The organism is Aeromicrobium sp. JJY06 (assembly GCF_044069275.1).
Taxonomy (GTDB): Bacteria; Actinomycetota; Actinomycetes; order Propionibacteriales; family Nocardioidaceae; genus Aeromicrobium; species Aeromicrobium tamlense.
In genome coordinates this window covers 1,435,964-1,450,088 of record NZ_JBIMRD010000001.1, presented here as the reverse complement: position 1 = coordinate 1,450,088, position 14,125 = coordinate 1,435,964, and the positions used below count along the sequence as shown (strand labels likewise).

Annotated in this window: 13 protein-coding genes; 6 read left to right on the top strand and 7 right to left on the bottom strand. The window is 72.1% G+C overall.

Going from position 1 to position 14,125, the window contains the following annotated elements:
- Positions 1 to 14 precede the first annotated feature (14 nt).
- Complete coding sequence (locus ACGWYL_RS07160) at positions 15 to 746, top strand: sulfite exporter TauE/SafE family protein (protein ID WP_179426913.1); 732 nt, start codon at positions 15 to 17, stop codon at positions 744 to 746.
- Positions 747 to 749: 3 nt separating this feature from the next.
- Here the strand turns inward: ACGWYL_RS07160 and ACGWYL_RS07155 are convergent, their stop codons facing one another.
- Both ACGWYL_RS07155 and ACGWYL_RS07150 read right to left on the bottom strand, forming a co-directional pair.
- Entirely contained in the window at positions 750 to 1,766 is a 1,017-nt protein-coding gene (locus ACGWYL_RS07155; protein WP_395486806.1) for a calcium-binding protein, read from the bottom strand.
- A 91-nt stretch (positions 1,767 to 1,857) separates the two neighbouring features.
- Positions 1,858 to 2,778, bottom strand: coding sequence for a LysR family transcriptional regulator (locus ACGWYL_RS07150; protein WP_395486805.1), 921 nt, complete (start codon positions 2,776 to 2,778; stop codon positions 1,858 to 1,860).
- A 363-nt stretch (positions 2,779 to 3,141) separates the two neighbouring features.
- On the opposite strand from ACGWYL_RS07150, the gene ACGWYL_RS07145 reads away from it, so the two are divergent.
- From ACGWYL_RS07145 to ACGWYL_RS07125, 5 genes are all read left to right on the top strand, one after another.
- A complete protein-coding gene (locus ACGWYL_RS07145) occupies positions 3,142 to 5,010 on the top strand; it encodes an acyl-CoA dehydrogenase (protein ID WP_395486804.1) in 1,869 nt (622 codons plus the stop codon).
- 147 nt (positions 5,011 to 5,157) lie between these two features.
- Positions 5,158 to 5,667, top strand: coding sequence for a hypothetical protein (locus ACGWYL_RS07140; protein ID WP_179426921.1), 510 nt, complete (start codon positions 5,158 to 5,160; stop codon positions 5,665 to 5,667).
- Complete coding sequence (locus ACGWYL_RS07135; protein WP_395486803.1) at positions 5,660 to 6,427, top strand: maleylpyruvate isomerase family mycothiol-dependent enzyme; 768 nt, start codon at positions 5,660 to 5,662, stop codon at positions 6,425 to 6,427. The genes ACGWYL_RS07140 and ACGWYL_RS07135 overlap by 8 nt, the downstream gene beginning before the upstream one ends.
- Positions 6,427 to 7,212 carry a hypothetical protein gene (locus tag ACGWYL_RS07130; protein ID WP_395486802.1) on the top strand — a complete coding sequence of 262 codons (786 nt, stop codon included), beginning with the start codon at positions 6,427 to 6,429 and terminating at the stop codon, positions 7,210 to 7,212. Before ACGWYL_RS07135 ends, ACGWYL_RS07130 begins: the two co-directional genes overlap by 1 nt.
- A gap of 29 nt (positions 7,213 to 7,241) precedes the next feature.
- Entirely contained in the window at positions 7,242 to 8,135 is an 894-nt protein-coding gene (locus ACGWYL_RS07125; RefSeq protein ID WP_179426927.1) for an oxidoreductase, read from the top strand.
- A gap of 88 nt (positions 8,136 to 8,223) precedes the next feature.
- On the opposite strand, the gene ACGWYL_RS07120 is transcribed toward ACGWYL_RS07125, so the two are convergent.
- From ACGWYL_RS07120 to hisC, 5 genes are all read right to left on the bottom strand, one after another.
- Positions 8,224 to 9,495, bottom strand: coding sequence for a nitrate/nitrite transporter (locus ACGWYL_RS07120; RefSeq protein WP_179426929.1), 1,272 nt, complete (start codon positions 9,493 to 9,495; stop codon positions 8,224 to 8,226).
- 86 nt (positions 9,496 to 9,581) lie between these two features.
- On the bottom strand, positions 9,582 to 10,808 hold the full coding sequence (locus tag ACGWYL_RS07115) for a dihydrolipoamide acetyltransferase family protein (RefSeq protein ID WP_395486801.1): 1,227 nt from the start codon (positions 10,806 to 10,808) through the stop codon (positions 9,582 to 9,584).
- Complete coding sequence (locus ACGWYL_RS07110) at positions 10,808 to 11,767, bottom strand: alpha-ketoacid dehydrogenase subunit beta (RefSeq protein WP_179426933.1); 960 nt, start codon at positions 11,765 to 11,767, stop codon at positions 10,808 to 10,810. The genes ACGWYL_RS07115 and ACGWYL_RS07110 overlap by 1 nt, the downstream gene beginning before the upstream one ends.
- The gene (pdhA, locus tag ACGWYL_RS07105) at positions 11,758 to 12,792 is read right to left on the bottom strand and encodes a pyruvate dehydrogenase (acetyl-transferring) E1 component subunit alpha (RefSeq protein WP_179426935.1); all 1,035 of its coding nucleotides are present in this window, start codon (positions 12,790 to 12,792) and stop codon (positions 11,758 to 11,760) included. Before pdhA ends, ACGWYL_RS07110 begins: the two co-directional genes overlap by 10 nt.
- Before the next feature lie 228 nt (positions 12,793 to 13,020).
- The gene (gene hisC, locus ACGWYL_RS07100; RefSeq protein WP_395486800.1) at positions 13,021 to 14,070 is read right to left on the bottom strand and encodes a histidinol-phosphate transaminase; all 1,050 of its coding nucleotides are present in this window, start codon (positions 14,068 to 14,070) and stop codon (positions 13,021 to 13,023) included.
- Between the last annotated feature and the right edge of the window lie 55 nt (positions 14,071 to 14,125).

Genomic DNA, 14,125 nt, shown 5'->3' with positions numbered 1-14,125 from the left:
GTAGACATGGGCGGGTGGACCCCGCTCTGGTGCTGCTCGTCGCGGCGTGCGCGTTCGCGACGTCGGCGCTCACCGCGGTCCTGGGCTTCGGTGGCGGCATCGTCCTGCTCGCGGTGCTCGTCGCGTTCCTCGACCCGCTCGTCGCGATCCCGCTGCACGCGGCGATCCAGGTGGTCTCGAACGGCACCCGCACGATCGTCCGCCGGCGCGACGTCGACTGGCGCATCGTCTGGCGCACCTCGCTGCTGCTCCTGCCCGCCGGACTGCTGACCCTCAGCCTGGCCCGCCAGGCGCCCGACGCGGTGCTGCAGATCGCGATCGCCGTCACCGTCCTGGCCGCGACCTGGCTGCCCGTGTGGCTCTCGAGGCCGCTGCCCGCCCCCAGCTCGGGCGGCTGGATCGCGATGGGCGGCGTCCTCGGCGCGCTCAACCCCGTGGTCGGCGCCACCGGTCCGCTCGCCGCGCCCTTCTTCCGCGCGGGAACCCGTGACCGCCTCGGCTTCGTCGGCACGTTCGCCGCGTCCCAGGTGGCCGGGCACCTGGCGAAGCTCGTGCTGTTCGGGGCGATCGGGCTGCTGCCCGCCGCCCAGGCGCCGGCGGCCGCGGCCGGCATCGTCGGCGTGATCGCCGGCACCTGGGTGGGCAGTCGCGTGCTCGACCGCATGCCCGAGCGCCGCTTCGACCGGATCTACCTCGTGGCGATCACGGCCGTCGCGGCCTGGCTGCTGCTCGACGCGCTGGCCTGAGCCTCAGCTGTCGCCGGGGCCGGGAGGCCAGGGGTACGACGTGTCGCCCTTGAGCGCCTTCCAGGTGACCTTCTCGCAGGACGCGTCGACGGTGGCCGTGCCCACGAGCCCCTTGTAGGTCATGAACGTCACGACGTCGTACCCGTCGCCGCAGTCCACCCGGGCGCCGCGCGCCACCTGGCTGATCGTGAACGTGTCATCACCCGGGCCGCCGTAGGCCTGGTCGGAGTCGCTGACCCCGATCCCGTCGTTGCCCTCGTCGCCGCGGATCGTGTCCACGCCGACGTCGCCGGACAGGGTGTCGTTCCCCGGTCCACCGTCGACGATGTCGTCGCCCGAGCCGCCCTTCAGCAGGTCGTGTCCAACCCCGCCGTAGAGCCAGTCGGCACCCTCGTCACCGTCGAGCCAGTCGTCGCCGTCGCCGCCGTCGAGTCGATCATTCTCGGTGCCGCCCGTGAGCGTGTCGGTCCCGAGGGCTCCGTAGAGCTCGTCGGCACCCGCCTCGCCGTGCAGGCTGTCGTCACCGTCCCATCCCTGGAGGATGTCCTGGCCGTCCCCGCCGCTGAGGCTGTCGTTGCCGGCGTCGCCGCGCATCCAGTCGTCGCCCGCCCCGCCGAGGAGCTGGTCGTTGCCGTGCTCCCCTCCGAGGCTGTCGTTCCCGCCCTCGCCGAAGAGCCGGTCGTCCCCGCCGCTGCCGAGCAGGGCGTCGTTCCCGTCACCGCCGTAGAGCCGGTCGACGCCCCCGAGCACGGCGTTGCTGTCGGCGTCGCCGATGAGCGTGTCGCTCCCCGATCCCCCATAGACGATGTCGTCGCCACCGAGCGCGGCCGTGTGGTCGTCGCCGCCGAGCAGCTGGATCGTGTCGGCCTCGTTCGTGCCGTCGAACCAGTCCGGTCCTTCGGTGCCGGTGAGCGAGGCCGCGAAGGCCGGCGCACCCGCGGCGAGCACCACGGCGGCAGCGAGGCCGGCCGGCCAGAGTCGACGACGCCGGCGGCTGGCGGCGTGCATGGCTGAGCTCATCTGATCCCCCGATCGAATGACGCGACCGACTCGCTGCCGGCGCGTGTGAGTGGGCTCAGCGTATGGCCTCGTCGAGGGGGCGCAAGCGGAATCACGGCGCGCCGTGGCGATCGGCCACCGCGCGAGCCTCCTCGCGCAGCGCCTGCACGCAGAACCGCACGCTCGGCCGCTCGAAGCGGTCGGGTCGCAGGACGGCCGTGATCTCGCGCCGGGCGCGGATCCCGACGAGGGGCCGAGTCACGAGTCCGTTGTCGCGCGTCCGGGTGGTGAAGCGCGGAAGGATCGCGATGCCGTGACCCGCAGCGACGACCGCCTCGACCACACCGTTGTCGTCGAAGCGCTGCGCAATGCGCACGGACTCGCCCGTGACCGCGACGAGCTGCTGCAGCACGCGGTCGTAGGGGTAGCCGTGCGGCGCGCCGATCCACGTCTCGCCCACCACGTCCTTGGGCGAGAGGCTCGCCTTGGAGGCCAGGCGGTGGTGCTCGGGCAGCGCCACGTCGAGGGGCTCGCGCATGAGCGAGACCAGCTGGAGGCCGCGCTCGTGCCACTCCTCGGTGGCGGCCGGCGAGTCGGCCACGACGACGTCGAACTGGGCCACCATGTCGAGCACGTCGAACCGCAGCGTGGGGTCGCGGTCAGTGCAGATGAGGTTCACCGCGGGCTCGGCCGTGACGCGCGACAGCAGTCCCGGCAGCAGCATCTCGCCGCCGGTGGGGAAGACCGTGAGCGTGACGTCGCCCGCCGGTCCTCCGAGGTACTCGCGCCACCTGGCCTCGGCGCGCGCCAGGGCGACCGCCACCTCGGTTGCGGTCTCGGCCAGCGCGCGTCCCGCCGCGGTCAGCCGGACCCCGCGCCCGGCGGGCTCGAGGAGCGGCACGCCCGCCTCGGCCTCGAGCAGCTTGAGCTGCTGCGACACCGCCGAGGGTGTGACGTTCATCTCGTCCGCGACGGCGCCGACGGTGCCCCGTTCGGCCAGTTCCCGCAGCATTCCAAGGCGTCGAGGATCCATGTAGACAAACTACACGTTAGTCATAGTTTCGTTGGATTGTGCTTGACAATTGAAGAGTCCACGATGGAGGAAACGAAAGGAGCTGCACCATGACCTTCCTCGCCCTCTCCGGCGCCCTGGCCCTCGTCGCCGGCACGGTCCACACCGCGTACCTCGTGGCCACCGACGGCCTGCAGCGCGTCCCCGCGCGTCGCGCCTGACGCACCCTTCCGAAAGCGACCCGACTCCCCCGCGGAGACGGGTCGTTTCTCTTTTCACCGAACACCTTTTGCCTGCGCGTGACAGCGGGCTACTATGTAGTTACTGACCAGTAGAACCGGCCAGTAACACTGGCAGTCCCCTTTCCCGGAGGTCCCACGGCCCATGAGCCACTACAAGAGCAACCTGCGCGACGTCGAGTTCAACCTCTTCGAGCTGTTCGATCGTCAGTCGATCCTCGGCACCGGCCCCTTCGACGAGGTCGACGTCGACACGGCGAAGAGCATCCTCTCCGAGGTCGAGCGCCTCGCGCGTGAGGACCTCGCCGCGTCCTTCGTCGATGCCGACCGCAACCCGCCGGTCTTCGATCCCGCCACGCACACCATGACGCAGAACCCGGCGTTCAAGGAGAGCTACCAGAAGTGGATCGACGCCGAGTGGTGGCGCCTCCAGCTGCCCACCGAGCTCGGCGGCCAGCCCGCCCCCTCGTCCCTCGTGTGGGCGATGGGCGAGTTCGTGCTCGGCTCCAACCCCGCCATCTGGATGTACGGCGCCGGCCCGGCCTTCAGCCGCGTCGTGTGGGAGAACGGCACCGAGCGCGACCAGAAGATCGCGCAGATCATGATCGACCGCAAGTGGCTGACCACGATGGTCCTCACCGAGCCCGACGCCGGCTCCGACGTCGGCGCCGGCCGCACCAAGGCCTTCCCCAACGAGGACGGCTCGTGGCGCATCGAGGGCGTCAAGCGCTTCATCACCTCCGCCGTGAGCGACCTCGGCGAGAACACGATGCACCTCGTGCTCGCGCGCCCCGTCGGCGTCGAGGGCGTCGGCGGCCCGGGCACCAAGGGCCTGTCGCTCTTCCTCGTGCCCGAGCACCACTTCGACCACGAGACCGGCGAGCTGACGGGCGAGCGCAACGGCGTCTACGTCACCAACGTCGAGAAGAAGATGGGCATCAAGGTCTCGGCCACGTGCGAGGTCACCTTCGGCGACCCGCAGCTCGGCGGCCAGGCCACCGGCTGGCTGCTCGGCGAGGTGCACGACGGCATCAACCAGATGTTCCGCGTCATCGAGAACGCCCGCATGATGGTCGGCTCGAAGGCGATCGCGACGCTGTCGACCGGCTACCTCAACGCGCTCGAGTACGCCAAGGAGCGTGTCCAGGGTGCCGACCTGACGAACCCCGCCAAGGACGCCCCGCGCGTCACGATCACGCACCACCCCGACGTCCGCCGCTCACTGCTCACGCAGAAGGCGTTCGCCGAGGGCCTGCGCTCGCTCATGCTCTACACGGCCACGTTCCAGGACGAGGTCCAGATCAAGAAGGAGTCGGGCGAGGACGCGAGCCTGGCCGCCTCGGTCAACGACCTGCTGCTGCCGATCGTCAAGGGCTACGGCTCCGAGCGGTCGTGGGTCCTGCTGGGCACCGAGTCGCTGCAGACGTTCGGCGGCTCGGGCTTCCTGCAGGAGTACCCGCTCGAGCAGTACGTCCGCGACGCCAAGATCGACACCCTCTACGAGGGCACGACGGCGATCCAGGGCCAGGACCTGTTCTTCCGCAAGATCGTGAAGGATCAGGGCCGCGCGCTGGGCTACCTGTCCGAGCAGATCAAGTCCTTCATCGACAACGAGGCCGGCAACGGTCGCCTCAAGGTCGAGCGCGACCTGCTCGCCCAGGGCCTCGACGACACCACCGCGGTCATCACCGCGATGTTCACCGACCTCATGGCCTCGAACCCGGCCGACGAGAACGGCGACATCCGCAACGTCTACAAGGTCGCGCTGAACACCACGCGCCTCGTGTACGTGCTCGGCGACCTGGTCGTGTCGTGGCTGCTGCTGCGCGGCGCCGAGGTGGCGCAGGCCAAGCTCGACGCCGGCGCCTCGGGCGCGGACAAGTCGTTCTACGAGGGCAAGGTCGCCGCGGCGTCCTTCTTCGCCAAGACGGTCCTGCCGCGCCTCGCGGCCGAGCGTGCGATGGCCGAGACCGTCGACCTCGACGTCATGGAGCTCGACGAAGCGGCCTTCTGAGCCAGCCTCCTCCGCCACCCCTTCCCTACTTTTGGAACGCGATGCACGCTTTCCGGCGCGCGAACGGTGCAACTCGTTCCAAAAGTGGAGAGGGGGAGGGCGCGCGGGGTGACCGGCGCCGCGCGTGAGTCCCTCTAGGCTGGGCGGGTGGAGCTGACCCGACGACGCTGGTACCTCGTGGCGGGCCTGCTCGCCGCGCTGGCGTGGATCGCCGGCACGGCCTTCGCCGCGTCCGCGTGGGACCCGCTGCGCGAGGCGGAGGTCGTCCCCGTGGGCCAGCCCATCCAGGCGAACGGGTCCGACGACCTCGCCGTCCTCACCGACCTGCCGCAGCCCGAGCGCGCGATCTCGTGCGTGGCCCGCAACGGCAAGGAGCGCACCCCGGTTCCGCCGGCCACGGTGGACATCGTGGTCGACAGCGACGGCAGCCGCTGGCACCTCATCGGCGTCCTGTCCGACGCCCCCGACGAGACGCGCATCGTGTGCCGTCCCGACGACAAGCAGACCGACACCGCTCGCTACGGGACCGCCCTGGTGGACCTCGAGAGCCGCGTCGGGACGGGCCGGGCGATCGCCTGGACCGGGCTCATCGCGGGACTGGGGCTGGCCGGTGCCACCCTGACCGCACGCACCCGCAGGATCCTCGCCCATGACTGACCTCAGCCTCTACGTCGCCGCCTGGCGGCAGTCCGCCGCCGCCGTGCTCGCGCTCGAGCCGGCCGACTGGGACGTCCCCACCGACCTGCCCGGCTGGACCGCGAAGGACGTGCTCGCGCACCTGGTCCACCTCGAGCGCGTGATGGTCGAGGGCGAGACCGACGTGATCGGCGGCGGCAGCGTGCCGGCCGACTACACGAACGCCGGCGTCGCCGCCCTGCGCGACGTGCCGGTGGAGCAGCTGCGCGCAGACCTGGCCGACCTCGTCGCCCGGCGCGCGAAGACCCTCGAGGAGCTGCCCGACCCGCAGGCCGCCGCCGTGAACACCCCGGCCGGTGTCGAGTGGACGTGGGACGTCGCGCTGCGCAACCGGGTGATCGACCTGTGGTCGCACGAGCAGGACATCCGTCGCGCCGTGGGACTGCCCGGAGGCCTCGACGCGCTCGGCGCGCAGGTGACCGTGGGCACGTTCGCCGCGGCGCTGCCGTACGTCCTGGGCCGCAAGGCCGGGGCGCCCGTGGGCAGCGTGGTGCGCTGGGTCGTCACCGGTCCGGTCCCGCTGGACTCCACGATCGGCGTGGGCGACGACGGTCGTGCCCGCCGCACCGATGCCGAGCCCACCGCCACCGTGCGGATGGACACCGAGGCGTTCGCGATCCTCGCGGCAGGTCGCCGCGGCCCCGACGGGGTCGAGGTCGAGATCGACGGCGACCGGGAGCTGGCCGAGCGCGTCCTGGGCGCCATGGCCGTCACCACCTGATGCGTCCCGGGCCGGCAGTCCCCGTCGCGCGGCTGGTCCGCCTGGCGCGACGCGGCCTCGCCCGGCTCCAGCGCAGTCCTCGCACACCGCGGAGGTTCGCGGCGGCCCCCGTCCTCGCCCCCGAGTTCGCGCAGCGACTTCGCGAGCGCATCGAGCAGCTGACCCCCGCCGATCGCCGCGCCCTGGATCCCACGAGCCATCCGCGCGACTTCCGCCAGCCCAACGACACGTCGTGCGGCGCGGCGTCGCTCGTCGTGTCGCGGATGCTGCACGACGAGGCCTACGCACTGTGGGTGACCACGGGCCACGACGTCCGCAGCGGCGCCACCGACGCCGCGCCATTCGCCGAGCGCTGGCCCGCGGAGGTCGTGCGGATGCACCGCCGCGTCTCCGGCCTGCGCGACCACGACGGCGACCTCCAGTGGCCGTGGCTGCGCGTCGTCGGCACCTCGCCGTGGGGCGCCGCCCGCCAGATGACCGGCGAGGGAGGCTCGGGACTCCCCTGCCACTCCTACGAGGCGCGCACGCTCGACCCCGACGACCTGGCCTCCGCCTTCGACCTCGTCCTGACGGCCGTCGAGGCCGGTCACACCGTGCCGCTCTACGTGGGCGACGAGGTCCGCCCGGCGCACGTCGTGCTGGCCGTGTCCGCCCGTGACGGCGCGGTGCGCGTCTTCGAGCCGAGCGCGGGCCGCCTCGTGCGCGTCGACCGCGACGCGTTCGCCACCGCAACCCTCCGGCTCGGCGGCTGGTCCGTGCCGTGGTTCGCGGTGCTGCCGCGCTGACTGGGGCACCTTCGGGCACACTCGGGGCCATGACCTGGAGCACCGAGGACATCGGCGACCTGACCGGAAGGCGCGCGCTCGTCACGGGCGCCACGAGCGGCATCGGGACCGAGACCGCACGCGAGCTGCTGCGTCACGGCGCCGACGTCACGATCACGGCGCGGGACGACCGGAAGGCGGCCGCCACCGTGGCCGACCTCGGCGGCGACGTCGAGGTGGTGACGCTCGACCTGGCCGACCTGCCGGGCACGATCGCCGCGGCGCAGGGACTGGTCGACGCCGGCGAGCGCTTCGACGTGCTGGTGAACAACGCCGGCGTCATGGTGCCGCCGTACACGCAGACGATGGACGGCTTCGAGCTGCAGATCGCCACCAACCACCTCGGGCACTTCGCGTGGACCGCCACGCTGTGGCCGCTGCTGCGTGAGGGCGCCACGCGGGTGGTGACCGTGTCGTCGCTGGCGCACGCCTCCACGAAGGGCATCGACCTGCGGTCGCTGGAGCCGAACGGCGACCCGCGCCGCTACAGCCGCTGGCGGTCCTACGCCGAGTCGAAGCTGGCCAACCTGCTGTTCATGAAGGAGCTCGACCGGCGGGTGAAGGCCGTCGGCCTCGGTCTGGTCTCGGTCGGCGCGCACCCGGGTCTGACGTCGACGAACCTGACGAAGACCACCGGGTCGGCGATGCACCACCTCGCCGGTGCCTTCAGCCAGTCGTCGCGAGCCGGGGCGTGGCCGTCGCTGCGCGCCGCGACCGATCCGACCTTCACCGGCGGCGAGTACGTCGGCCCCGCGCGCCTGCGTCAGACCCGCGGACGACCGAAGACCGTGGGGATGACCTCCGCGGCACGCGACCCCCGCCTCGCCGCCGAGGTGTGGTCGGCCAGCGAGTCCGCCACCGGCGTCGTCTTCGAGGTCGCCTAGCCGTCCGCCCCTCCGAGATGTGCTCCGATTTCGACCTTTCAACCGTCTTGAAAGGTCGAAATCGAAGCACATCTCGGCAAGGGGCAGGTCAGCCGAGGCCGGCGTGGCGGGCCCAGCGCTCGGGGTCGTCGCGGACCAGGCGGGCGCGGGTCTTCACCCGGTAGCGCCACACCTGCACGAGCCCGAGTCCCCACAGGACGTACTGGAAGCTCATGGCGGCCTTGTAGTTCTGGTCGGTGTGGTCGAGGATCACGCCCACCGCGACCACGGTGACCAGGCTGGCCAGGAATCCCGCCTGGTTGACGATCCCGGTCGCGGCGGAGAGCCGGTCCACCGGGTTCGAGGTGCGCACGAGGTCGAAGCCGATCATGGCGGCGGGTCCACCGACGCCCACCGCGATCACCAGCACGACGAGCATCCAGCGGGGCGCGTCGCCGGGCCACGCGAGGACCGCCGTCCACGCGGCCATGATCGCCAGGACGATGCCCATGACGAGGGTGGACCGGTGCCACGGATGGCTCGCGATGAAGCGGCCGAGCACGGGTCCGGCGAACATGACGGCGACGACCATCACGGTCAGCAGCGTGCCCGCGAAGTTCTCCGAGGTGTGCTCGCCCTCGACGAAGAACGGGTAGCCCCACAGCAGACCGAGCACGGTCGAGCTGAACTGCGTGACGAAGTGCATCCAGAACCCGAGCCGGGTGCCGGGGTGCTCCCACGAGTCGGCCAGCGACCGCCGGATGTTCGTCCACGACAACGCCGGCCCGCGCACCGAGCGCGAGTGCGGCTCGTCGCGCACGCGCAGCAGCACCGCGAGCGTGATGATCAGGCCGAAGGAGGCGGCCAGGAGGTACGCCCGCGTCCAGCCGAACGTGCTGAGGGCCCAGGTCATCGGCACCGCGGCGATGATCGCGCCCAGCTGCCCGATCGGGCCGGTCATCAGCGTGATCTGCGGGATCTGGCGTGGCGAGAACCACGAGGTCACGAGGCGCAGCAGGCACACGAAGGTCATCGCGTCGCCCATGCCGACGAAGAACCGGGCCACGAGCGCGGTCGGGTAGGACTCGGCGAACGCGAACGCCGTCTGCGACAGCGTGAGGAGCACCGCGCCCGCGAGCATCACGGCGCGTGGGCCGAAGCGGTCGACCGCGAGCCCCACCGGGATCTGCATGCCCGCGTAGACCAGCAGCTGCAGCATCACGAACGCCGAGAGCTGCGCGGCGCCGATGTCGAAGCGCTCGGAGGCGACGAGGCCGGCGACGGCCAGCGAGGAGCGGTGGAAGACCGCGAGCAGGTAGGCGGCCAGCCCGATCAGCCAGACGGTGTAGGCGCCCGGATGGTGTCGGTCCTGGACGCTCACCGATCCAGTGTGCGCCTGCAGCGCTGGGCGTGACGTTTCGGGGGTCGATTCGCGCCTTTCACCCCGCGAACGTCACGCCCAGTGCTTCAGAAGGCCAGCGCCAGGCCCGGGTCCTCGAGGATCGCGGCGATGTCGGCGAGGAAGCGCGAGGCCTGCTCGCCGTCGGCGACGCGGTGGTCGAACGTGACCGCGAGCGTCGTGACCCAGCGCGGGACGACCTCGTCGCCCACGACCCACGGCCGCTTCGCGATCTGGCCGAGCGCGAGGATCCCCGACTGTCCCGGCGGCAGGATCGGCGTGCCGCCGTCGATCCCGAAGACGCCGATGTTCGTCAGCGTGAACGTGCCGCCGGCCATCTGGTCGGGCTGGATCCGCCCGGCGCGCGCGGTGGCGACGAGCTCGTCGATCGCGCGACCGAGGTCGGGCAGCGCCAGGCCGTCGGCCTCGCGCACGACCGGCACCACGAGCCCCCGCTCGGTGGCCGCCGCGATGCCGAGCCCCACCGAGGCGGGGTGCTCGATCGTGGACTCGTTCCACCGGGCGTGGAGGTCGGGTGTGCGACGCAGGGCGAGGCAGACCGCGCGGGCCGTCAGCAGTGTCGTGGTGACCCGGACGCCCTCGAACCGCCGGTCGCGCTTGAGCCGCTCGACGAGGTCGACCGAGGCCGACACGTCGACCGTGACCCACTCGGTGGCCTGGGGGACGGCGACCGAGGCGATCATCGCCTCGGCCGTCGCCCGCCGCACCCCCGAGACCGGAGCCGCGGTGACGGCGTCGGCGCCGTGGCCGCGGGCGAACGCCTCGACCTCCGCACGCGTGACGACCGCACCGCTGGACGGCACCTGGGTCAGGTCGACGCCGAGGTCCTTCGCGAGCTTGCGCACCGGCGGCTTGGCCAGCACGCGCACCGAGGCGCGCGGGGCGCTCTCGGCCGCAGGCGTGGCGCGGTTCCGCCGGCGGCGGCGACCCGTGCTCGGACCGTAGCCGACGAGGACCTCGAGCCTCTTCTCCTCCGGTGCGGGCGCCTCGACGGGCTCCTCCGCGACGGGCGTGGCGGTGGCCTCACCCGACCCGATCCGCACGATCGGCGTGCCGACCGAGACGGTCTGGCCCTCGGAGACCAGCAGCTCCTCGACCCGGCCCGCGAACGGACTGGGCAGCTCGACGATCGACTTCGCCGTCTCGATGTCGACGAGCGGCGCGTTGACCGCGACCTCGTCGCCGACCTTGACGTGCCACGTGACGATCTCGGCCTCGGTGAGGCCCTCGCCGACGTCGGGCAGGCGGAACTCTCCGGACGTGAGCGTGCTCATCAGAACTCCCCCGTGACGTCGACGGCGTCGAGGATCCGCTCGACGCTGGGCAGGTGGTCGTGCTCGACCCGGCAGGGCGGGTAGGGCATGTCGTAGCCCGTGACGCGCTGCACCGGGGCCTCCAGCGAGTAGAAGCACTCCTGCGTGATCCGCGTGGCCAGCTCGGCACCGAGGCCGAGCGTGCGCGCGGCCTCGTGCACCACGACGACGCGACCCGTGCGCTTCACCGAGTCCATCACCGGACCGAGGTCCAGCGGCGACAGCGAGCGCAGGTCGATGACCTCGAGCGACGCCTCGGCCTCGTCGGCCGCGGCCAGGCACGTCTTCACGACCGGGCCGTAGCCCACGACCGTGACGTCGGAGCCCTCGCGGGCGACGCGGCTCTGGTGCAGGCCGATGCCGGCCTCGTCGCCGACCTCGCCGGTGTCCCAGTAGCGCTGCTTCGGCTCCAGGAAGATCACCGGGTCGTCCGACGCGATCGCCTGGCGCATCATCCAGAAGGCGTCGTGCGCGTTCGACGGCGTCACCACCGTGAGCCCAGGCGTCATGACGAACTGCGCCTCGGGGCTCTCGGAGTGGTGCTCGACCGCGCCGATCCCGCCGCCGTAGGGGATCCGGATGACGAGCGGCACCTTCACGGCGCCCTCGCTGCGGAACCGGAGCCGCGCCACCTGGTTCACGATCTGGTCGTAGGCCGGGTAGACGAACCCGTCGAACTGGATCTCCACGACCGGGCGGAAGCCGCGGTAGGCCATGCCGACCGCGGCGCCGACGATGGCGGACTCGGCCAGCGGCGTGTCCATCACCCGCTGGTCGCCGAAGTCCTTCTGCAGGCCGTCGGTGACGCGGAAGACGCCGCCGAGCCGGCCGATGTCCTCGCCCATCAGGACGACCTTCGCGTCGTCGTCCATCGCTGCTCGCAGGCCCGCGTTGAGGGCCTTGCCGATGCTCAGCTCCATGACCGCACCTCCTCGCGCTGGGCCACCAGCTCCGGTGGCAGGTCGGCGTACACGTGCTCGAAGAGCTCCGCGAGATCGGGATCGGGCAGGTTGCGGCAGACGTCGCGCAGGTGGGCGCCGAGCTCGTCGGCCTCGGCCTGCACCCGGGCGTCGAACTCGGCGAAGCCGGGATCGGTCCGCTCGAGCAGGGTCCGGAGCCGCAGCAGCGGGTCGCGCTCGGCCCACGCGTCGGCCTCGTGCGGGTCGCGGTAGCGGCTGGGGTCGTCCGACGTGGTGTGCGCGCCCATCCGGTAGGTGACCGCCTCGATGAGGGTGGGCCCGCCGCCCGAGCGCGCCTTCGCCAGCGCCTCGGAGGTGACCTGGTGCACCGCGAGCACGTCGTTGCCGTCCACCCGGACGCCCTCGAAGCCGAAGCCCGCGGCGCGCTGCGCGATCGGCACGCGGGTCTGGCGCTCCAGCGGGATGCTGATCGCGTAGTGGTTGTTCTGGCAGAAGAAGACGACCGGCGCGTGGTACGACGCGGCCCAGGCGAAGGCCTCGTTCGTGTCGCCCTGACTGGTGGCGCCGTCGCCGAAGTACGTGACGACCGCGTCCTCCTTGCCCTCGAGCGTGAGGCCGATGCCGTAGCCGACCGCGTGCAGCGTCTGGGCGCCGATGATGATCGCCGGCAGCGCGTAGCCGTACTGGGCGGGGTCCCAGCCGCCCAGGCTCGTGCCGCGGAAGAGGCCGAGCAGCAGCGCCGGGTCGAGTCCGCGGCACCACGCGACGGCGTGCTCGCGGTAGGACGGGAAGACGAAGTCGTTCGGCGCGAGGGCGCGGCCGCTGCCGATCTGGGCGGCCTCCTGGCCGAGCATCGGGGCCCACAGCCCCAGCTCGCCGTGCCGCTGCAGGGCGAACGCCTCGGAGTCGATGCGCCGGGCGAGCACGAGGTCTCGGTGGAACCCGCGCAGGTCCTCGGGGGTGAAGTCGTGCGCCGCGACGAGCTCTCCGTCTGGCGCCAGGGTCTGGGAGATGGGTAGGCCCATGACTGCCTCCTTGCCGGGGGCGGGATCACCGCCCTCATGACACGGCCAGCGCTCGATGGTGGTGAGCGCGCGGCCGTCGATGTGACAGGCATCACATCTGTTCCGAGGCTAGCAGGTGCGGCGGTGCCCCCGGCGGGCGACCGAACGAGGTTTCCTGTCACTTCGCGAGGTTCGCGAACCTCGTGAAGTGACAGTTTCCCCGGTTAACCGGGGAAACCGGCGGGGTCGTCAGCGCCGGAACGCGGCGGCGCGCGCGAGGAAGGCGTCGTTGATCTCGGGCGTGCCGATGGTGACGCGGACGCCCTCGGGGAAGGGGCGCACCGAGATCGGGTGGGCGTGCTCGGCGAACTCGGCCGAGCGCTCGCCGAGCGGCAGCCACACGAAGTTGGCGTGGCTCGACGGCACGTCCCAGCCCTGCTCGCGCAGCGCGTCGAACACGCGGGTGCGCTCGGCGACGACTGCCTCGACGCGCTCCTCCAGCTCGGCCTGCGCCTCGAGGGAGGCCAGCGCCGCCGCCTGCGCGATGTCGGTGACGCCGAACGGCGGCAGCGCCTTGCGGATCGCCTCGGTGATCGCGGGGTGGGCCATCGAGTAGCCGATCCGCAGGCCCGCGAGTCCGTACGCCTTCGAGAACGTCCGCAGCACGACGACGTTCGCGTGGCGCGCCAGCGCGGCGGCGCCCGCGAGCGCGTCGGGGTCGCGCACGAACTCCACGTACGCCTCGTCGACGACCACCAGCACGGTGGTCGGCACGCGCGCCATGAACTCCTCGAACTCGGCCTCGGTGACGACCGGGCCCGTCGGGTTGTTCGGGGTGCAGACCAGCACGACCTTCGTGCGCTCGGTGATCGCGTCGGCCATCGCCGGCAGGTCGTGGCGGTGGTCGGCGGTCAGCGGCACCCGCACCGAGGTGGCGCCGGGCAGGTCCACCGCGATCGGGTAGGCCTCGAACGAGCGCCACGGGTAGACGACCTCGTCGCCCGGCCCGCACCACGCGTCGAGCAGGCCGAACAGCACCGAGACCGACCCGGTGCCGAACGCGAAGTGGTCGGTCGACAGCCCGTGGCGCTCGGCGAGCGCCTCGCCCAGCGCGGTCACGCCGGGATCGGGGTAGCGGTTCATCCGTGCGAGCCCCGCGGCGGCGCGCTCGACGACACCGGGCAGCGGGGGGAACGGGTTCTCGTTGCTCGAGAGCTTGTGGCTCTCGTCGAGGGCCGGACGGCCCGGGCGGTAGGCCGGGATGGCGGCCAGGACCTGGCGGGGTCGGGGGTCGGTCATGGCATGACCTTACGACCGCCGGGTCGCCCCCACCGACCGCCCGTCCGGTGCGAGA

Bases quoted from the DNA above. Each gene is read 5' to 3' on its own strand.
- ACGWYL_RS07155 (WP_395486806.1), bottom strand. From the start codon at position 1,766: ATGAGCTCAGCCATGCACGCCGCCAGCCGCCGGCGTCGTCGACTCTGG.
- ACGWYL_RS07150 (WP_395486805.1), bottom strand. From the start codon at position 2,778: ATGGATCCTCGACGCCTTGGAATGCTGCGGGAACTGGCCGAACGGGGC.
- ACGWYL_RS07145 (WP_395486804.1), top strand. From the start codon at position 3,142: ATGAGCCACTACAAGAGCAACCTGCGCGACGTCGAGTTCAACCTCTTC.
- ACGWYL_RS07135 (WP_395486803.1), top strand. From the start codon at position 5,660: ATGACTGACCTCAGCCTCTACGTCGCCGCCTGGCGGCAGTCCGCCGCC.
- ACGWYL_RS07130 (WP_395486802.1), top strand. From the start codon at position 6,427: ATGCGTCCCGGGCCGGCAGTCCCCGTCGCGCGGCTGGTCCGCCTGGCG.
- ACGWYL_RS07125 (WP_179426927.1), top strand. From the start codon at position 7,242: ATGACCTGGAGCACCGAGGACATCGGCGACCTGACCGGAAGGCGCGCG.
- ACGWYL_RS07115 (WP_395486801.1), bottom strand. From the start codon at position 10,808: ATGAGCACGCTCACGTCCGGAGAGTTCCGCCTGCCCGACGTCGGCGAG.
- ACGWYL_RS07110 (WP_179426933.1), bottom strand. From the start codon at position 11,767: ATGGAGCTGAGCATCGGCAAGGCCCTCAACGCGGGCCTGCGAGCAGCG.
- pdhA (WP_179426935.1), bottom strand. From the start codon at position 12,792: ATGGGCCTACCCATCTCCCAGACCCTGGCGCCAGACGGAGAGCTCGTC.
- hisC (WP_395486800.1), bottom strand. From the start codon at position 14,070: ATGACCGACCCCCGACCCCGCCAGGTCCTGGCCGCCATCCCGGCCTAC.